Raw genomic sequence first — 19983 nt, forward strand, 5'->3', positions numbered from 1 at the left:
TTTAAAAGATTTGTTCACATATTTGTCGCATCCAATAAGCATCTTATAACCCTTTAGATGCTTGCTCTTAAATATTAAAGCTAACCATTAAACAAGGAAAAACTTCTATGAGTGTTACTGCTAATTCCGTATGGAACAACTGTTTGGTTTTTATCCAAGATAACATCCAACCGCAGGCATTCAAAACATGGTTTGAACCCATCAAACCTATAAAATTAGCCGACAAGGCTCTTAGCATTCAAGTGCCCAGCAAGTTTTTCTACGAATGGCTCGAAGAACATTATGTAAAGCTTTTAAAAGTTGCCTTGACACGTGAGTTGGGGAGCAACGCAAAGCTTATCTATGTTATAAAAATGGAGAACAAGTACGGTAATAAGGAACCTTTTACGGAACAAATCCCAAGTTCTAACCGTACTGCAGTGGGACCACAGGAATTGGATGTGCCGATTACCTCTAAAAGTCCCGAATTAAAAAATCCGTTTGTGATACCTGGTATTCGAAACATAAAAATTGAATCCCAGTTAAATCCCAATTACAATTTTGATAATTTCCTGGAAGGAGACTCCAATCGTTTGGCAAGATCGGCTGGCATGGCCGTGGCCAACAAACCCGGGGGAACATCCTTTAACCCATTATTGGTTTTTGGTGGTGTTGGTTTGGGAAAAACCCACTTGGCCCATGCCATTGGGGTGGAAATAAAAGACAAGTATCCCGAAAAAACCGTTCTCTATATCTCCGCGGAGAAATTTACCCAACAATATATAGAGTCAGTCAAAAAGAATACCCGAAACGATTTTATCCACTTTTACCAGTTGATAGATGTACTTATTATTGATGATGTACAATTTCTATCCGGTAAATCAGGGACTCAGGATGTTTTCTTTCACATATTCAATCACTTACACCAAAATGGCAAGCAAGTAATTTTAACGTCGGACAAAGCACCTGTGGACATGCAGGACATTGAACAGCGTTTATTGTCACGTTTCAAGTGGGGGCTATCGGCCGAATTGCAAAACCCAGATTACGAAACCCGTGTATCCATCCTGAAGAACAAGTTATACCGCGACGGGGTTGAGATGCCAGAAGATATTATCGATCACGTTGCCAAGAATATCAAAACCAATATTCGTGAGCTGGAAGGTGCCATTATTTCATTGATTGCACAATCTTCCTTCAACAAACGTGAGGTTACCTTGGAATTGGCGCAACAAGTGGTAGAGAAGTTTGTAAAGAACACCAAACGCGAAGTGTCCATCGACTACATTCAAAAAGTAGTGTCGGATTACTTTGAAATGGATGTGGCCACGCTTCAATCCAAAACTAGAAAACGCCACATTGTCCAAGCGAGACAATTGGCCATGTTCTTTGCGAAGAAATTTACCAAGGCTTCTTTAGCAAGTATTGGTTCGCAAATTGGCAAGCGCGATCACGCGACTGTGCTCCACGCATGTAAAACGGTGGATAATCTTGCCGAGACCGATAAGCAATTCAGAAAGTATATTGAGGATCTGAGCAAGAAATTCTCCTAAGAGCGTGTTTAAAAACAATTCAATTGGCTAAAAAAACGCCCATTTTGCCCCCATATTTGTCTTTTTCTCACCCTATAGCTAAGGCTATGCGGCTCAAAAAAGTCTTCATAGGGAACAAAAATCATCATTTTTCGCTTCAATCAATCCTTTTTAAACAAGCTCTAAAAACTCCACAACAACATTTATGAAAACCAAAGTTTTGATGGTCTGCTTGGGAAACATATGCAGATCGCCATTGGCCGAAGGCATTTTGCAATCCAAAGTTGATTCGGATTCCGTTTTTGTGGATTCCGCCGGTACGGCAGGCTACCATGTGGGCAACCCACCAGATGAGCGTTCCATTGCTGTAGCCCGAAAATATGGTCTGCGCATTGAAGGTCAAAAGTGCAGAAAGTTTTCACAACAAGATTTTTTGGAGTTTGATCATATCTACGTTATGGATCGAAGCAATTTTTCCGATGTGGCCAGCTTGGCAAAAAACAAAGAGGAGGCCAGCAAGGTAAAATTATTATTGAGCGAGATAGAATTGGGCATCAAAGAAGTGCCCGACCCTTATTATGGTGGTGATGATGGCTTTGAAAATGTATATCAAATAATCGATAGCGCTTGTGAGGTAATTGCGAAAAAACTAAATTAATCCCATGGAAGAGGAAAAACCTGGTTTAGTCGTGGGCAAAGTTTACTTGATTCCCACAACCTTGGGGGACAATGCACCTTTGGAAGTGTTGCCTATTTCGGTAAAGGGCACCATTGAACGAATTGACCACTACATTGTGGAAAATGAGAAGACGGCCAGGCGATTCATAAAACGGGTAAGCCCCAGCAAATCGCAACCTGACCTCCATCTGCAATTGTTGAACAAATACACCGATCCAGAAGAAATCCCCTCATTTTTGGATCCATGCATTCATGGTTTTGATATAGGTGTATTATCCGAAGCTGGATGCCCAGGTATTGCCGATCCTGGAGCAGATGTGGTTCGTGTAGCGCACGAAAAAAGAATCCAAGTGGTTCCGTTGGTGGGCCCCTCCTCTATTTTAATGGCCATGATGAGCAGTGGTATGAATGGACAGAACTTTGCTTTTAACGGTTACTTGCCCATTGACAAAGCCGAGCGCAAAAAAATGGTGAAAGGCTTGGAGCGATTATCCCGAGAAAAAGGGCAATCCCAAATTTTTATGGAAACCCCTTATCGGAACAACAAACTGGTAAAGGAACTTTTAAAAACGCTGCAAAAGTCGACCCGTTTGTGCATTGCTTGCGATATTACCTTGCCCACAGAATTTATCTCCTCCAAAAGTGTACACGAATGGAGCGAAATTGAGTTAGACCTCGACAAAAGACCTACGATATATATTATTCAAGCATAAAAAAAGCCCCGGATTTCGGAGCTTTTTTGTGTTACATCTTCACAAATTATACTTTGGCATTTTTCTGCTGCTTGATATTGGAAATATCGTAACCCGCAAATTTATTCATGTAGTGCGAAATACTACTTCCGTAAGCATCGGTTACATCGTTTTGTCCATAAGATCGTAGGTACTTCTTCACGTTTCCTGCCCCGGCCAAATGTGCCGCAGCCAAAATACCTGATTCCGTTACTTTGATACCACCTATAGTTTTTCCATTGAAGCGCTTAATATCCCTTCGTAAAATCCATTTGTTTCGGGCAATATTGGCCTCAAAGGCCTTTTCTTGAAGTTTTGGATTACCCAAAAAATCTTCCATATCGTAAACACCCATAAGATTCAAGGTACTACTACCAAATTGGTATTTACCCAAATAACCCAATGTGTTTACGCTATGATATTTACCCTGGGATTCTTTAAAAGCGAGTGCTTCCTTAAAGCCATTAAAGGCTTTGCCCAGAAAAGGAGGTGTTACCTCGTCCTCGTCAAGAAGTTCAACGGAATCTTGCGGTGCAAAGAATTCCAAATTGGCCGTAACCTTCAATGATTCAGGGATTTCTACATCCCCTTTCTTCATTACGGTATAAGAACCAAAACTTGTCAAAACTACAATCATGGCAAGATGTAGTATAAAACCTATCCATCTTTTCATAATGTTCATATTTGTGATCTCAATACTATATACGTATCAAAAATCAATTTGGCCGGCAAATATAGGGGGAGTTAAGTTAACGGGTACCCTAAAGCTCATAAAGATTTCTTAAATCAGCCTTAAAATCCGTTAAAGTGATGAAAATCAACGGTAAAGAGTATTATCTCATCACTCTTTGTTGGTTCAACCAACGGGTATATTGCACTTTATTTCGGTTATGTTGCGCCAATGTCTTGGCAAACATGTGGTATCCAAAGTTGGAAACATCGGCCACAAAATAGAGATAATCGTGCTTTTCAGGGTTCAAAACAGCATCTATTGAAGTGATGTCCGGCATAGTAATCGGACCTGGCGGAACCCCTGCATATTTATAGGTATTGTACGGTGAATCCATTTCCAAATCACGGAAAAGCACTCTTTTTATAATGGTATCGTAATCGCCCGTCTCTTTTTTGATGGCATAAATAACCGTTGGGTCGGCCTGCAACAACATGCCACGCTTTATTCGGTTTAAATACACTCCTGCTACCCGTGGGCGTTCATCAACTTTCGCGGTCTCTTTTTGAACTATGGCTGCCAAGGAAATAACTTCGTTTGGGGTAAACCCTAGGTTTTTGGCTTTCTGCAAACGTTCATCGTTCCAAAAACGCTCGTATTCTTTTCGCATCCTATCCCTAAAACTTTCCGCATCGGTGTTCCAGAAGAACTCATAGGTGTTTGGAATGTACATGGCCAGTTTGGTGTGTTCGTCAAACTTGGTCTCTTCCAAAAAAACAGGATCATTAAACGTTTGAAGCAAGGATAGACTATCCGCTTCGATTTGTTCTGAAATCCTTCCTGCCAACAGGGTCAGGGATTCTTGATTGTTAAAAGATACTTTAACAGGAATATTGGCGCTGCGCAGGGTATTGATGATCTCGTTGTTGTTCATCCCCTTTTTTAAAGCGTATTTTCCCGCTTTAATATTGGTAATATATCCTTTGCGTTTGGAGACGGCTTCAAAAGTGGATAAATCTTCCAACAAAGGTTCCAGAGATTTCTTTACATCAGCAAACGAGGCATCCGATTCAATGTAAACAAATGCTTCATCATTATTAAACTGTGTATTGGGGCTAAAAATGGCACTATAAATTTGGTAAGCTACAAAACCGCAAATCAACAACCCCAAAATGGCTGTTGCCCAAAGTACTTTTTTAAGATTCATCGGAATTTATCTTTTGGTACATTATTTCGTTCTTGAACCCTTCGCTTGTTCTGATCCATTGCTTTTTGATGCCAATCTTCTCAAATCCTATCTTCTTAAATAAATGGATGCTGGCTTCATTATCCTCTAAAATGTTGGCATACAATTGATGTAGGTCCAAAGTGGAAAAAGCATATTCACACAAAAGGGACAAAGCTTCCGCCCCCACTCCTTTATTTCTATCCTCGGGTTCTATAATCACAATTCCGATGCCCGCCCTACGGTGTTTGGGATCAAAATCGAACAAATCAATCAAACCTATGCAATCATCTTGATGATTACTGATACAGAGACGCAGTTGTTTTACCTCATAAATATCCCTGTGGGCATTATCCAAATATAACTGAAGTACTTTTTTGGAATATGGTTTTAGCGTTCCGCTCACCTCCCAAACCGATGTATCGTTTTCCAATTTGTACAGAAAATCCAAATCGGATGGCTCCAACGCACGCAGATAGACTTGTTCTCCTTTTAGATTGAGCATGCTATAGTTCCTTTAAATACTTGTGTGGCGGGACCTTTTAAAAAGATGTTGCTGTATTTTCCACCCTTTTTCTCGAAAGATATGGTCAAATCCCCTCCAATGGTGTGGATATGTACTTCGTTGGCAGCGGTTTTACCGGATTGGTGCATGGCCAAGGCCACAGCTGTAACTCCTGTACCACAAGAAAAAGTTTCACCCTCCACTCCTCTTTCGTAGGTTCTTACATCAAAAGCGTTGTCCTGCTTTTGTTCCACGAAATTGATATTGCTTCCGGACTCACCATATATTCCATAGCGGAGTTTTTTGCCTTCTTTTTGCACATCAAATTTCTTCAGCTCCTTCACTAGCTGTACATGGTGGGGAGAACCTGTATCCAAAAAACTATGGTTTTGTTTTTCGTGGATTTTATCTACATCGATCATCTTTAAGTTGACAATATCTCCTTCAACCGTGGCATGGTGCAAACCATCAACCGCATTAAAAGTGGTCTCTTTTTCTATAACACCCAAATAATGGGCAAAAGCCACCAAGCAACGTCCTCCGTTTCCGCACATACTACTTTCCGCTCCATCGGCATTGAAGTAGACCATCTTAAAATCCGACAAATTGTCATTTTCAAGAAGTATCAACCCATCCGCTCCTATGCCAAATCTTCGGTCGCAAAGCTCCGCAACGAGCTTGGTATTGTTTTTGGGAAATACATCCTGACGATTGTCAATAATTACAAAATCGTTTCCCGTTCCTTGATATTTAAAAAACTGAAGTTCCATACGTATCTACAAAGGAACAAATATATGGGATTCTTTAAGGTTTTTTTTGTAGTTAAAACAGCGTTAAACCGACCTAATCAAAAATTGAATTATTTTAATTTTGTTTGGAGCTTAATGTTAAATAATTATTGAATTATGAAGAAAATAGCGAGTTTATTCCTAGTATCCGTATTTGCAGGTGCAATTACACTGGGGGCTTACAAATTATTTTTTGAGAAAGAAAGCTATAAATGGGTCACTTCGGAACAAGAAACACCATTTGTGACCACCAGCAATTTGAACACTTCGGCCAAAGGTGCTGGAATTAATGAAGCTGATTTTACGTTGGCGGCCGAGAAAACGGTCAATTCGGTGGTACACGTAAAAAATCTCACCATTAGTAAAGGACCATCCAGTATAGCAGATTTCTTTTACGGTTTTGAACGCCAACAAACCCCGCAAGTGGGAACTGGTTCAGGAGTTATTATTTCTCCTGATGGATATATCGTTACCAACAATCACGTTATTGCCAATTCCAGCCAATTGGAGGTAACCTTGAACAATAATAAATCGTACGAAGCTGAGGTTATTGGTACCGACGCCGATTCCGATATTGCTCTTTTAAAGATTGATGCCGAAGATGCACTACCTTATTTGGCCTTTGGTGATTCCGACAATACAAAAATTGGTGAATGGGTACTTGCCGTTGGCAATCCTTTTAACCTTACTTCCACAGTAACCGCTGGTATTGTGAGTGCCAAAGCAAGGTCTCTTTCGCCTACCAGAACACAATCTTTTATACAAACCGATGCTGCCGTAAACCCAGGGAACAGTGGTGGTGCCTTGGTGAATACGAATGGCGACCTTATCGGCATCAATACGGCCATCACGTCACAGACCGGTTCTTATGTGGGCTATGCCTTTGCCGTACCTAGCAATATTGCCAAAAAAGTGGTGGAGGACATTATGGAATTTGGCAACGTGCAAAAAGGGCTTTTGGGCATTTCTGCTGCCAATACCAAATCAAAAGCAGCTATTGAGATGGGTCTGGACCAACTGGAGGGTGTTTACATTGCTGGTATTGAAGAAGAATCCGGAGCCGATGATGCCGGTTTAATGGAAGGTGATGTCATCAAAAAAATAGACAACATCGATATTCAGCGATTCTCCGAGCTTACTGGTTATCTTTCTGCGAAAAGACCTGGTGATATTGTGGAATTGACCTTGGACCGGGATGGAAAAAGCCTTGTTAAAAATGTTACCCTTAAAAAGCAGAACAGTGTTATTCTTCCCACAACTTCTTTTAGAGTGAAAAACCTGTCCAAAGAAGACATTAAAAAGTTTGGAGTGTCCAAAGGCGTAAAAATTACCGATGTTCCCCAAGGCTACGGAAGATACGACCTAAAAAACAAAGTAATTATTGAAGTTGATGGAAATAAAATAAACGATATCAACGATGCCAAAAAGTATTTCGGGGAAATTTCCAGATACGGCAGAACCAGCTTCACCATGATCAATGAAAATGGTGAAAAGGAACACATGATACTTCAGTAAAAGTGCTGAAAAAACACTTGAAAGCGTCTTTAAACAAGGCGCTTTTTTTATACCCAATATGTTTTACGAAAACGTTTGAAATATATAATTTAGCCGAAAATAATAAACTTCACAACCGCAACCATTTTCCATGAGTAACATTTCATCTTACGAAAAAGAACTTGCTTTTCAGGCAGATAGACGAAAAGCAACCACCGAATTCATAAAAATAATCAGCGACCTTTGGTACGACAAGGCCATTGAGGTGGTTTTGTTCAAAAATCAGATTATAGACAAAAATGTAAGCGACATTATAAACTTGCATGAGTATGCGGGCGAATTTGTTCAAAAACCCATGTCCATTTTTGACTCTGTCGAAATACTGAGGGCAATAAACGACATCAACCTCCCTCCTGCCAAACTGGACATAGGAAAATTGACCTATGAGTACCATTCCAACCAAAGTGCCCACCTTAACGTAAAGGCTTTTGTTATTGACAAGCTAAAGGATGCACAATCTTCCAAGGCCATTAAACCCAAAGATGTCGTGCTTTATGGTTTTGGACGCATTGGCCGTTTGGTGGCGCGAGAGCTTATGGCAAAAACCGGTCGTGGTAGCCAGCTAAGGTTACGCGCCGTTGTTATTCGGGGTGAGTTGAACAAAGAAGTCCTTGAAAAAAGAGCAGCGCTTCTTAAAACAGATTCGGTACACGGCCCTTTTACTGGTACTGTGGATGTTGACGAAGAAAAACAGGCACTTGTTATTAATGGAACCACGGTGAATTTCATAAGCGCAAATCAACCTGAGGATATTGATTACACCAAATATGGAATCTACAATGCCCTGATTATCGACAATACCGGAGCTTTTAGGGACAACAAGGAACTATCCAGACACCTAAAATCCAAAGGGGCCAGCAAAGTATTGCTTACCGCGCCCGGTAAAGAAGTGCCCAACATTGTACACGGGGTTAACCACACCGACTTTGACCCCGATAAAACCAAGATTTATTCAGCCGCATCGTGCACCACAAATGCCATCACCCCAATTTTAAAAGTGATTGAAGATTCCTTGGGGATTAAAAAAGGGCATTTGGAAACTATCCATGCCTATACAAACGACCAAAATTTGGTGGACAACATGCACAAAAAGTATCGCCGCGGTCGTGCTGCTGCCCTCAACATGGTGATTACCGAAACAGGGGCCGGTTCTGCCGTTGCCAAGGCACTCCCGTCATTAAAGGGAAAACTGACCTCAAACGCAATCAGGGTTCCAGTTCCCAATGGTTCATTGGCCATTCTTAATCTGGAAGTAAAGAACAAGACATCCAAAGAAAGTATTGATACCATCATAAAAAAATACGCGCTGGAAGGTGACTTGGTGGAACAAATCAAATATGCATTGAGCAATGAATTGGTTTCTACGGATATTGTAGGCACCACAGCACCATCTATTTACGATAGCAAGGCCACTATTGTGTCTCCTGGAGGCAAAAATGTGGTACTATATATTTGGTACGATAATGAGTACGGGTATTCGCACCAAGTGATACGATTGGCAAAATATATCGCAAAAGTTCGGCGTTATACGTATTATTAGTGGTGCAATTTGTTCAAAGAACCTGTTTTCTTTTTTTGAAATTGGGTATATTGATGTAATTTCGCCCCACCCTTAATCTAAATTTAATACGAGAACCTTATTGAACATGAAGCATTTACGCATTTTATTTGCCTTAGCCTTACTTATCCCTACCTTCTTAATCCATGCCCAAGAAGATGAGTCCGCCAATGAAGAGGATAATACCCTTAGGGGACAATTTGAAGAATTGGAAAGAAAATCCGGGAACTATCGAGCCAATGGCATTCGATATGAGGTCATTAAGCTGTCAGACCTCTATGAGACAAAAAACAACATCTTTGATTCCATTGAAACCGCGAATAAAACCATCAAGGATCTATCCGCTACCATTACGGCCAATGACGCAGAAATAGAAGACTTGAACAATAAACTGCAAGAGACCACCAATAAGCTAAATGCCGTTACCGAAGAAAAAGACAGTATTTCGTTCTTTGGTGCCATGGTCAGTAAAGGAACCTACAACTTTATATTATGGTCCATCATATTTGGGTTATTACTACTCTTGTTGTTTTTTATTTACAGGTTTAGAAACAGTAATTTCTTGACGCAACAAGCCAAATCAGCGCTTGCCGATTTGGAAGAGGAATACCAGAACCACAGGCGACGTGCTCTGGAGCGCGAGCAGAAAATCAGTCGCCAACTACAGGACGAACTGAACAAGCAGAAAAAATAAGAATCAGAGATTGTTTAAATTGTTAATAGGCGTCAACCTGTCCCGATAGTTAAATTCCAAGTCCTCCCTTAATTCCTCGAAAGGAGGGAAACCTCTCCCCTTTTGGGGAGACCGGAGAGGGGACCATCCATAAAATTTATAGAAACTAAAGTAACTGCAATGAATCCAGAAGAATATCGGGACAGAATGACGTTCTTTACTTTTAAAACAACCTCTTTCTTTTTATATCAGAGTTGTTAGCAGCTTTCATTACTTTTGCTGCGAATTAATTGCAAGCAACAATGTCCATGCGGATTGACATTATAACAGTACTTCCCGAACTTTTAAAAAGTCCTTTTGAAGCCTCTATTTTAAAAAGAGCAATAGAGAAAGGATTGGTCGAGGTACATCTACATAATTTAAGGGACTATTCCATTGGAAACTACAAACAAGTGGACGACTACCAGTTTGGAGGAGGCGCAGGTATGGTAATGATGGTGGAACCCATTGACAAATGCATTTCTAAACTCAAAGCGGAACGGGAGTACGATGAAGTTATTTATATGACCCCAGATGGCAGGACCCTCAACCAAGGAATGGCCAATGAGATTTCCATGAAAAAGAACATTATTGTGCTTTGTGGCCATTATAAAGGTGTGGACCAACGGGTAAGGGATATGTTTGTGACCAGAGAGATTTCCATTGGTGATTATGTATTGTCCGGAGGTGAATTGGCAGCTGCCATATTATGTGATTCGGTGATTCGGTTGTTACCGGGCGTGCTGAATGATGAAACCTCTGCCCTAACGGATACATTTCAGGATAATTTATTGGCTCCGCCCGTGTATACCCGTCCTTCAGAATATAAAGGAATGGAAGTGCCGAAAATTTTGCTAAGCGGTAACTTTCCGGAAATTGAAAAATGGCGGGAACAACAAGCTTTGGAACGTACCCAGCAGAGAAGACCAGATCTTCTAGAAGAATAAAGCGAAACAAAATTCAAAAACGCAAAAAACCACTTGCTATTTCTAAATATTGCATTACTTTTGCAATCTCAAAATCAACCTCTGACGAAATCCGTGAAAGTTGGTCTTGAAAAAACATTTAAAAAAATACAAATGGAATCCTTAATAAAATTTGTTGAAGACGAATTTGTTCCAAAAAAAGAATTTCCAAAATTTTCAGCTGGTGATACCATCACTGTTTATTACGAAATCAAAGAAGGTGAAAAAACACGTACCCAGTTCTTTAAAGGTGTAGTGATACAGCGTAGAGGAAGCGGTGCAACAGAAACTTTTACCATTCGCAAAATGTCAGGTACTGTAGGCGTGGAAAGAATTTTCCCAGTAAACATGCCAGCTTTGCAAAGAGTTGAAGTAAACAAAAAAGGTAAAGTACGTAGATCTAGAATCTTCTACTTTAGAGGTCTTACCGGTAAAAAGGCCCGTATTAAAGAAGTTAAGGGATAACCAACATCCCAAACAACAAGAAAAAGCACCCGTTTATGGGTGCTTTTTTTATGAACAATTGTTAATAACCTCGGTTCATATCATGTTGATTATTAATGCTTTGAAAAGTTGCTAAATTTAATTTTACGCTCTAATTTAGTTGAAGATATGATGGTGATATCATCACGGTTATATCAAATTTTAAAGTTGACGTTCTTTAAAACTGTGGATTCCCTTTTAATTGGTAACACTACTGATCACAAAAGGAATTTCGATTTGGGAAGTGCTTTGGCAAAACCCGATGAGAAATAATAAATTTTATGTGCGAATGGAAGAGCAATTTTTCATTTTGATAAAATTTAGGAATACAACAGCACGCTTTGCAAAATGTAATTTAGTTGAAAAATTAAAAACATAGCAGCGTATAAACGTCGAAAGGGCGAAAGATGTAATCTAATAGATTGCAGTTTTGGTACCACCAAACAAATCTTGAGTCCTATCTGAAAGCCATATCTTTTGTAAAAAAAATGATATGGCTTTTGTTTTTTTCACAAATTCTTATCAAAAGCACACACTTTTAGCCACTTCCATTCGTGCTTCACCGTCCATAAATCGTATATTTGCAACCGCTCAAACAAATACATATAAATGGCTAAACTTTATTATACCAAAACAGACGAGGCTCCTGCCTTAGCAACATTATCCTTCTTACCCATTGTAAAATCTTTTACCGAAACCGCCAATATTACCGTAGAGACCAAGGACATTTCTTTGGCTGGTAGAATTGCTTCCGTGTTTCCAGAATTGTTGAACGAGGAACAACAAGTTCCAGATGATTTGTCCATTTTGGGCGAATTGGCCAAAACTCCAGAGGCCAACATCATAAAACTTCCCAACATCAGTGCTTCCATCCCGCAGCTAAAAGAAGCCATTGAGGAACTACAGAAAAAAGGGTACAACCTTCCCAATTACCCAGATGAGCCAAAAACAGACGAAGAAAAAGTCATTAAGGCCAAATACGACAAAATCAAGGGAAGTGCAGTAAACCCGGTACTTCGCGAGGGCAACTCGGACAGGCGTGCCCCAAAGGCCGTTAAAAACTATGCCAAAGCACATCCGCACACCATGGGAGAATGGTCTTCGGACTCCAAAACCCACGTGGCCACCATGTCACATGGAGATTTTAAGGCCAACGAAAAGTCATTGACCATGGCCAATGCGGACGAAGTTCGTATTGAATTAGTGGACACACACGGAAACTCAACCGTACTTAAAGATAAACTTTCCCTGTTGCAAGGTGAGGTTATCGATGCCACGGTAATGAGCAAAAAAGCCTTGGTCGATTTCTTGACCAAGGAAATAGCCGATGCCAGAGAAAAAAATATTTTGCTTTCATTGCACTTTAAGGCTACCATGATGAAAGTTTCCGACCCCATTATTTTTGGCCATGCTTTGGAAGTATATTTCTCTGAATTGTTCAAAACCTACGGGGATACTTTTGAGAAATTGGGAATAAACCCAAACAATGGGCTAGAAACATTGTTGGATAAAATCGGGGAACTGCCCGAAAATCAGCACAAAGAAATTGAAGATGCCATCAAATCCAGTATAGAAAACGGACCTGATTTGGCCATGGTAAATTCCGACAAAGGCATTACCAACCTTCACGTACCAAGCGATGTAATTATTGATGCCTCCATGCCTGCCATGATCAGAAACTCTGGTAAAATGTGGGACAAAAACGGAAAGCTTCAAGATACCAAGGCCATTATTCCAGACAGTAGTTACTCTGGAGTTTATCAGGCCACTATCGATTTTTGTAAAGAACATGGTGCTTTCGACCCTAAAACTATGGGAACCGTTCCCAATGTAGGTTTAATGGCCCAAAAAGCAGAGGAATACGGTTCCCACGACAAAACTTTCGAAATTGAAAAAGCCGGAACCGTAAAAGTAGTTAACAGTTCTGGTGAAACATTGATCGAGCATGCCGTGGAAGAAGGCGATATTTGGAGAATGTGCCAAGTAAAGGATGCTCCTGTTCAGGATTGGGTAAAATTGGCCGTTTCCCGTGCCAGGGCTACCAATCTGCCTGCAATTTTCTGGTTGGATGAAAACAGGGCACACGATGCCGAATTGATCAAAAAAGTAAACCTTTACCTAAAGGATCACGATACAAATGGATTGGATATTAGAATCCTTTCCCCTATCGAAGCTACCAAGTTCACCTTGAAGCGCATGAAGGAAGGAAAAGATACCATCTCCGTTTCGGGTAATGTGTTGAGGGATTATTTAACGGACCTCTTCCCTATTTTGGAAGTCGGGACAAGTGCAAAAATGTTATCCATTGTTCCATTGATGAACGGCGGTGGATTGTTCGAGACCGGTGCTGGGGGTTCCGCTCCAAAACACGTAGAGCAATTCTTGGAAGAAGGCCACCTTAGATGGGATTCCCTTGGTGAATTCTTGGCACTAGCTGTTTCTTTGGAATTCTTTGGAGAAAAAAACAACAACACAAAAGCCCAAGTTTTAGCTGATGCTTTGGACAAGGCAACTGAAGAATTCTTGAACCAGGATAGATCACCATCCAGAAAAGTAAACGAACTGGATACTCGAGGAAGCCACTTCTACTTAGCACTATACTGGGCCGGGGAATTGGCCAAGCAAGATAAAGATGAGGAACTAAAGGCTGTATTTAGCAAGGTTTATGACGCAATGTCATCCAACGAGGAGAAAATCACCCAAGAATTGATAGATGCGCAAGGTTCCCCGGTGGATATTGGGGGTTACTACCTTCCTAACCCAGAGATGGCTTCAAAAGCTATGCGACCCAGTGAAACCTTGAACGAGATTCTTACTGCCATAGGATAAATAATAGCAAAATCGCTTCAAAATGCAAATCTGGATTCTTCTGGGTTTGCATTTTTTTGTTTTTGATATGAAGGGTAAATCCCATCAAACAACATAGTACAGCAACAAAATTACCAAAATACCCACCGTACCCTGAAGCAATGTGCCCATAGTATGACCCCGCAAAGCAGTTTTTACATTCATGTTGGAAAACTGGGAGACCACCCAAAAATAACTGTCATTGATATGGGAAACCGTCATAGCTCCTGCTCCTATCGCCAAAACAGCCAACGCTTTATCAGTGATGGAAATCAGTCCAAAAGTTTCCAGCAAAGGTGCTATAATAGCCGAAGTGGTAATAATGGCAACGGTTGATGAACCTTGGGCAGTTTTAAGCACTGCGGCAATCACAAAAGCGATCAGAAGGCCACCGATACCCGTACTGGATTCCAAGTTAATGATCGAAGCAATATCCATGGTACGAAGAATTGCCCCAAAAGCTCCTCCTGCACCAGTGATCAATACAATGGCGCCAGCTTGTTTAAATGCCTCGGGAACCCAACCTTCTTTTTCCTTTGACGGAACGTTTCTGCCCAACGAAAAAGCAAAGAAAACACCAATTAAAAGTGCAATTACGGGACTCCCCAAAAAGTCCAAAACACGGAACAACCATCCTTCACCCAAAGGGTGCGTTGGATAATCTACAATGGATTTCATGGCAATCAGAATTATGGGAACGAGCAACGGGAGAAAAGCTTGAAATGGTTTTACAGTAGATTGAATCGCTTCTTTTTCTTCATGTAAATGGGCAGTTTCATCTTCCTTTAAAGATTTACCTATGAACCGTGCCCAAAAATAGCCTGAAACGGAAACGGGTATCGCAACCAACAGCCCAAAGATGAGCACCATGCCCAAATCGGCATCCAGAATCGTTGCGGCGGCTAAAGGGCCGGGTGTTGGTGGTACAAAAACATGGGCAGAATACAAACCTGTGGCCAATGCAATGGCAAAAACCAAGGCAGGGATGCCCGTTTTTTTGCTGATGGCTTTATTTAATGAAGAAAGAATAATGTAGCCCGAATCGCAATACACCGGAATGGAAATTACAAATCCAGCCAAATTCATCGCCAATGGGGAACGTTTTAAGCCGATCACTTTTAAGATGCTGTTGGCAAGAACTTGTGTGCTTCCCGTTTTTTCAAGATAAATCCCGATTACCGTCCCAAAAGCAATTACCAATCCAATACCCGAAAGTGTGTTTCCAAAACCTTCGGCCATAGTGGACATAATATTTTTCGGTGTTATCCCCAACAAAAAACCAGAGGCCACGGCAGCAATGGTCAGTGAGAAAATGGGGTGCATCTTAAATTTTACGGTAGCAATAATAATGAAGAGGACGACAACTCCAAGAACTAGTATTTCCATGGTCAATTTTTGGCGCTATTTGCTCTAAATATAAGCTAATATTCCTACTTTGGTCCTATGAGGCGAACTAACAAGGAACTTCTGGTAAAAGGAATAAAATCGTTTGGCTACACCGTGCTTGCCATGTTTATGGGACCATTTTTAATCTACGAAGCCTTTAAAAATGAAGGGCACCCCTTTTATTGGCCTGTGTTGATTTTAGGATTTATTTGTGCCGCTTTGGCAATTTATTTAGGTTTCCGTTCGGTAAGCATTGTAATGGAGGCCATTTTTGGAAAAAAAAACAAAAACTAGTTGCCCGTGCTGGGCGGTCTGCTTTTCCATTTATTGGTGAGTTGGGCATAATCATAATCCAAGACAGATTCTTGCCGTTCCAACCTGCTCGCAGCAAAAGCACGTTGTAGAATGTCCTCTATTAAATAATCCTCATGGGTTTTTTCGGGTTGAAACTCTTCCTTTAAACTGATTTTGAACAAACTCGCCGTGGTGTTGTACCAAAATGCACGCCACCCACTACGGAGTTCCTTGACAAGGTCGAATGCTGTTGTACCGGTTTGACGGTGAATCAGTTTTACCAAAATCTGTCCTTCAGTACGGGTCAATTTTTTCAGTTCTTCGGAGAATTCCCCTTCAATATACTTTTGTACTTTTCGGGTATATCTACGCTGGTGCCTTCGTTTCTTGATGAGTTGCAGGCTATCATTCAGTTCCACCAATCGTTCTGCGGCCAACTTGGCATAAGGATACACCTTCAAGGTTTTTCGTCGGAGTATATAATAGCGTAATTTGTCCCTACGGTTGGTAAACTCCAGCTCACCAAAAAGGTAGACTTCATCCAGCTCAATGGAACTCATCAAAATGGAATCTCCTTCAAACCGCACATAATAATCCTCAATGGAATCATTGGCAATGGAATCCTTAGGATTCATCAACGAATCCTTTTGCGGTTCCTGTGCAACCCCAAGGGCATTAATTGCCAGAAAAACAACAAGAAAACAGTTACGCAGCATAACATTTCTTTCTCAATAGTCTTGCCAAAAGTAAGTATAAAGGTATGATTTGGCTATTAAATAAAAGTGAATATTCTTATGTTTGTGTACTAAATCAGATACATGGCAAAAGAGAAAATCATCAACGAAAAATCCCTTGAATTTTTAGAAAAATATTTGAACAACCCATCCCCGACAGGTTACGAATGGGAAGGGCAGAAAATTTGGATGGACTACGTAAAACCTTATGTGGACGAATTTATTACGGACACCTATGGCACTGCCGTTGCGGTCATAAATCCAGATGCAAAATACAGGGTTGTTATCGAGGGTCATTCCGATGAAATTTCTTGGTACGTTAACTATATCAACGATGAAGGTCTCCTTTACGTTATCCGAAATGGAGGTAGCGACCATCAAATTGCTCCATCTAAATGGGTAAACATCCATACCAAAAATGGTATTGTAAAAGGTGTTTTCGGATGGCCGGCCATCCACACAAGGGACAAGGCCAAGGAAGAACCACCAAAATTGGACAACATATTTATTGATATAGGCGCCAAGGACAAGAAAGAAGTGGAAAAAATGGGCGTACACGTAGGTTGTGTGATTACCTACCCTGACCAATTCCAAATCTTGAACAAGGACAAGTTTGTTTGTAGAGCTTTGGACAACCGCATGGGTGGTTTTATGATTGCCGAAGTAGCCCGTTTGCTCAAAGCGAACAAAAAAGAGCTTCCTTTTGGACTTTACATCACCAATTCGGTGCAGGAAGAGATTGGACTTCGCGGTGCTGAAATGATTACACAGACCATTAAGCCAAATGTGGCCATTGTAACGGATGTTTGCCATGATACCACTACTCCTATGATCAATAAAAAGACGGAGGGAGAGACCAAGATTGGCGACGGCCCCGTTATCTCGTACGCACCTGCGGTACAGAACAAATTACGGGAGCGTATTATTGAAACTGCGGAATCCAATAAAATTCCATTCCAGCGCAACGCATCGTCCCGATACACAGGTACCGATACCGATGCTTTTGCTTATAGCAATGGTGGTGTTGCCTCTGCTCTGATATCGTTACCGCTACGTTATATGCACACTACGGTAGAAACGGTTCACAAAGACGACGTGGAGAACGTAATCCGTTTGATTTACGAAACCTTGCTGAACATTAAAGAGGGAGAAACTTTTAGTTATTTTGATTAACTGATTATTTTCCATCATCCCGATATTAAAATTTGTCGCCTCGAAAGTTCTTCGGGGCGACTTTTTTTTATCTTTATGTAATATGGATGAGCAAGTTGACATATTGGACGAGCACGGTAAACCAACAGGGGAATCCTGTTTAAAATCTGAAGCGCACCGCAAAGGTTTGCTACATCCCACTGTTCATATTTGGCTGTATACACCCGAAGGTCGTGTGCTGATTCAACAACGAGGCAAAAACAAAGCTACCCATCCCCTAAATTGGGATGTTTCGGTTGCTGGGCACGTTGCTTCGGGAGAAAAAATCATTTCAGCAGCTATCAGGGAAGTTGAAGAGGAAATAGGTATTCAGGTTTCAGAAACCGAATTGGAATCCCTTGGCACTTTTAAGGCCGTGCACAAAATTTCCGAAGATTTTATTGATGCCGAGCTGCATCACATTTTTTTGTGCAAGCTAAACGTCCCGTTGAGTCAACTTACCAAACAGGAAAGCGAGGTTGAAGATTTGGCCCTGGTCCCACTTTTTAAGTTTGCCGAAGAAACTTGGGGCTTGGCCACTACTGGAAAATATGTTCCCCACGGCCCCACCTATTACAAAACCATCATTAAGGCGATTAAAAGTCGGACTTGACTTTTTCCACAAATTCTTCGAGCGAATCTAAAGCGTAGTCGTTTTGGTCGCCAGTCTTCATGTTCTTGACCACAAATTTACCATTGGTCAATTCCTGGTCCCCCAAAAGTATCACGTACGGAACTCCCCTTTTATCAGCATATTTAAACTGCTTCTGTACTTTGGTATCCGTTGGGTACAAATCGGCTCTAAGTCCTTGTTTACGGAGTCCTGACACCAATTTTAAGGCAGCCATTCCCTCTTTTTTTCCAAAATTGAGACATAGTACGTCCAAAGAAATATCCAAGCTATCGGGGAAAAGGTCCAATTCTTCCAAAACCAAATAAATACGGTCCAATCCGAAGGAAATACCCACACCGCTCACATCTTTTAGTCCAAAAATGCCTGTAAGGTCATCATAACGACCTCCACCACCAATGGAACCCATTTTCACGCCTTCGGGTGCCGCCACCTCAAAAATAGCGCCTGTATAATAGTTAAGGCCACGGGCAAGGGTTACATCCAACTGCAGGCTAGCGGATTGCAACCCAACCATATCTACGGTTGAAATAATCTCTTCCAATTCTGAGACACCCAGCATTCCAACTTCGGAATCTGCTAAGATGGTTTTTAGTTTTTCCAATTGTTCGGAAGCGGTTCCCTTCATATCAAACAAAGGCTGTGCTTTGGCAATAGCAGCTTCGGAAATGCCTTTTTCCATCATCTCCGCTTTTACCTTCTCCTCTCCTATCTTGTCCAATTTGTCCAGAGCGACGGTAAAATCGACCAATAATTGTTTGGCTCCGATGACTTCGGCAATTCCAGAAAGTATTTTTCGGTTGTTGATTTTGATGGTGGCCCCCTTTAGTCCCAAATCGGTGAAAACGGCATCGTACAGCTGTACAAATTCCACTTCTTGAAGCAAGGAATTGGCACCGACCACATCGGCATCACATTGGTAAAACTCACGGAAACGACCCTTTTGCGGACGGTCGGCACGCCACACAGGCTGAATTTGATAGCGTTTGAACGGAAAATCAATTTCATTCTGGTGCATTACCACATAACGCGCAAAAGGCACGGTTAGGTCGTAGCGTAAGGCTTTTTCGGAAATCTTGGGCGTCAACGAGGCTGAATTCTTGGAACTATAGGTTACATCATCCACTTTGGAAATAAAGTCTCCCGAATTCAATATTTTAAATATCAAACGGTCCCCTTCATCGCCATATTTACCCATCAAAGTCTCCGAATTTTCGAAAGAAGGAGTCTCAATCGGCTGGAAACCATAGGTTTCGAAATGTTTTTTTATGGCTTGGATGATATAGTTACGCTTGGACACCTCTGCAGGTGAAAAATCTCGGGTTCCTTTGGGTATGGATGGTTTCTTTGCCATGTGGTGTTAAATTCTCGTGCAAATATACGTTTTTGGTCGATGGGTCAAGTACGCAGTGAACAGTTAACAGTAGGCAATTGGCAATTGGCAGCAGATTATCAGTAAACATCCAACTTCTATATTCTATGCGCTATTTTTATGTATCTCGTATTTGACACGAATGGCA

General features: G+C 41.2%; 19 protein-coding genes. 12 read left to right on the forward strand and 7 right to left on the reverse strand.

Translation table 11 applies throughout. The features are described from left to right. The first annotated feature begins 107 nt into the window (after window positions 1–107). The 3 genes from dnaA to MURRU_RS00015 all read left to right on the forward strand — a co-directional run bounded on the left by dnaA (window position 108) and on the right by MURRU_RS00015 (window position 2902). A complete protein-coding gene (gene dnaA / locus MURRU_RS00005; protein WP_014031343.1) occupies window positions 108–1532 on the forward strand; it encodes a chromosomal replication initiator protein DnaA in 1425 nt (474 codons plus the stop codon). A gap of 184 nt (window positions 1533–1716) precedes the next feature. Continuing rightward, window positions 1717–2169, forward strand: coding sequence for a low molecular weight protein-tyrosine-phosphatase (locus MURRU_RS00010; RefSeq protein WP_014031344.1), 453 nt, complete (start codon window positions 1717–1719; stop codon window positions 2167–2169). A gap of 4 nt (window positions 2170–2173) precedes the next feature. Next, window positions 2174–2902 carry an SAM-dependent methyltransferase gene (locus tag MURRU_RS00015; RefSeq protein ID WP_014031345.1) on the forward strand — a complete coding sequence of 243 codons (729 nt, stop codon included), beginning with the start codon at window positions 2174–2176 and terminating at the stop codon, window positions 2900–2902. Window positions 2903–2948: 46 nt separating this feature from the next. Here the strand turns inward: MURRU_RS00015 and MURRU_RS00020 are convergent, their stop codons facing one another. From MURRU_RS00020 to dapF, 4 genes are all read right to left on the reverse strand, one after another. Beyond that, complete coding sequence (locus MURRU_RS00020) at window positions 2949–3593, reverse strand: hypothetical protein (RefSeq protein ID WP_014031346.1); 645 nt, start codon at window positions 3591–3593, stop codon at window positions 2949–2951. A 160-nt stretch (window positions 3594–3753) separates the two neighbouring features. Continuing rightward, the gene (mltG, locus tag MURRU_RS00025; protein WP_014031347.1) at window positions 3754–4797 is read right to left on the reverse strand and encodes an endolytic transglycosylase MltG; all 1044 of its coding nucleotides are present in this window, start codon (window positions 4795–4797) and stop codon (window positions 3754–3756) included. Then, the gene (locus MURRU_RS00030) at window positions 4787–5320 is read right to left on the reverse strand and encodes a GNAT family N-acetyltransferase (protein ID WP_014031348.1); all 534 of its coding nucleotides are present in this window, start codon (window positions 5318–5320) and stop codon (window positions 4787–4789) included. The genes mltG and MURRU_RS00030 overlap by 11 nt, the downstream gene beginning before the upstream one ends. After that, on the reverse strand, window positions 5308–6090 hold the full coding sequence (gene dapF / locus MURRU_RS00035; protein ID WP_014031349.1) for a diaminopimelate epimerase: 783 nt from the start codon (window positions 6088–6090) through the stop codon (window positions 5308–5310). The genes MURRU_RS00030 and dapF overlap by 13 nt, the downstream gene beginning before the upstream one ends. A gap of 135 nt (window positions 6091–6225) precedes the next feature. Between dapF and MURRU_RS00040 the strand changes: the two genes are divergently transcribed. The 6 genes from MURRU_RS00040 to MURRU_RS00065 all read left to right on the forward strand — a co-directional run bounded on the left by MURRU_RS00040 (window position 6226) and on the right by MURRU_RS00065 (window position 14209). Then, window positions 6226–7623, forward strand: coding sequence for a S1C family serine protease (locus MURRU_RS00040; RefSeq protein WP_014031350.1), 1398 nt, complete (start codon window positions 6226–6228; stop codon window positions 7621–7623). Between the two features lie 130 nt (window positions 7624–7753). Beyond that, entirely contained in the window at window positions 7754–9202 is a 1449-nt protein-coding gene (locus MURRU_RS00045; protein ID WP_014031351.1) for a glyceraldehyde-3-phosphate dehydrogenase, read from the forward strand. 106 nt (window positions 9203–9308) lie between these two features. Further along, window positions 9309–9914 carry a hypothetical protein gene (locus MURRU_RS00050; RefSeq protein WP_014031352.1) on the forward strand — a complete coding sequence of 202 codons (606 nt, stop codon included), beginning with the start codon at window positions 9309–9311 and terminating at the stop codon, window positions 9912–9914. Window positions 9915–10201: 287 nt separating this feature from the next. Then, complete coding sequence (gene trmD / locus MURRU_RS00055) at window positions 10202–10879, forward strand: tRNA (guanosine(37)-N1)-methyltransferase TrmD (protein ID WP_041801680.1); 678 nt, start codon at window positions 10202–10204, stop codon at window positions 10877–10879. Window positions 10880–11011: 132 nt separating this feature from the next. Continuing rightward, complete coding sequence (gene rplS, locus MURRU_RS00060) at window positions 11012–11362, forward strand: 50S ribosomal protein L19 (RefSeq protein ID WP_014031354.1); 351 nt, start codon at window positions 11012–11014, stop codon at window positions 11360–11362. 627 nt (window positions 11363–11989) lie between these two features. Further along, window positions 11990–14209 carry an NADP-dependent isocitrate dehydrogenase gene (locus MURRU_RS00065; RefSeq protein ID WP_014031356.1) on the forward strand — a complete coding sequence of 740 codons (2220 nt, stop codon included), beginning with the start codon at window positions 11990–11992 and terminating at the stop codon, window positions 14207–14209. An 84-nt stretch (window positions 14210–14293) separates the two neighbouring features. Here MURRU_RS00065 and MURRU_RS00070 read toward each other — a convergent pair whose 3' ends face one another. Next, window positions 14294–15613: a GntP family permease gene (locus MURRU_RS00070; protein ID WP_014031357.1), complete on the reverse strand. Its 1320-nt coding sequence runs from the start codon at window positions 15611–15613 to the stop codon at window positions 14294–14296. 57 nt (window positions 15614–15670) lie between these two features. Here MURRU_RS00070 and MURRU_RS00075 point away from each other — a divergent pair, with 57 nt between their 5' ends. Further along, complete coding sequence (locus tag MURRU_RS00075) at window positions 15671–15907, forward strand: DUF6095 family protein (RefSeq protein WP_014031358.1); 237 nt, start codon at window positions 15671–15673, stop codon at window positions 15905–15907. On the opposite strand, the gene MURRU_RS00080 is transcribed toward MURRU_RS00075, so the two are convergent. Next, window positions 15904–16623 (reverse strand): DUF4294 domain-containing protein, encoded by a 720-nt coding sequence (locus MURRU_RS00080; protein ID WP_014031359.1) that lies wholly within the window; start codon window positions 16621–16623, stop codon window positions 15904–15906. The two genes, MURRU_RS00075 and MURRU_RS00080, sit on opposite strands and share 4 nt — an antisense overlap. Window positions 16624–16725: 102 nt before the next feature. On the opposite strand from MURRU_RS00080, the gene MURRU_RS00085 reads away from it, so the two are divergent. Continuing rightward, a complete protein-coding gene (locus tag MURRU_RS00085) occupies window positions 16726–17814 on the forward strand; it encodes a M42 family metallopeptidase (protein WP_014031360.1) in 1089 nt (362 codons plus the stop codon). Window positions 17815–17896: 82 nt separating this feature from the next. Continuing rightward, complete coding sequence (locus MURRU_RS00090; RefSeq protein ID WP_014031361.1) at window positions 17897–18445, forward strand: NUDIX hydrolase; 549 nt, start codon at window positions 17897–17899, stop codon at window positions 18443–18445. Here MURRU_RS00090 and hisS read toward each other — a convergent pair. Beyond that, a complete protein-coding gene (gene hisS, locus MURRU_RS00095) occupies window positions 18429–19817 on the reverse strand; it encodes a histidine--tRNA ligase (protein ID WP_014031362.1) in 1389 nt (462 codons plus the stop codon). The genes MURRU_RS00090 and hisS overlap by 17 nt on opposite strands. Between the last annotated feature and the right edge of the window lie 166 nt (window positions 19818–19983).

Origin of the sequence: Allomuricauda ruestringensis DSM 13258 (assembly GCF_000224085.1) — a bacterium.
In the GTDB taxonomy this organism is placed as follows: Bacteria; Bacteroidota; Bacteroidia; order Flavobacteriales; family Flavobacteriaceae; genus Flagellimonas; species Flagellimonas ruestringensis.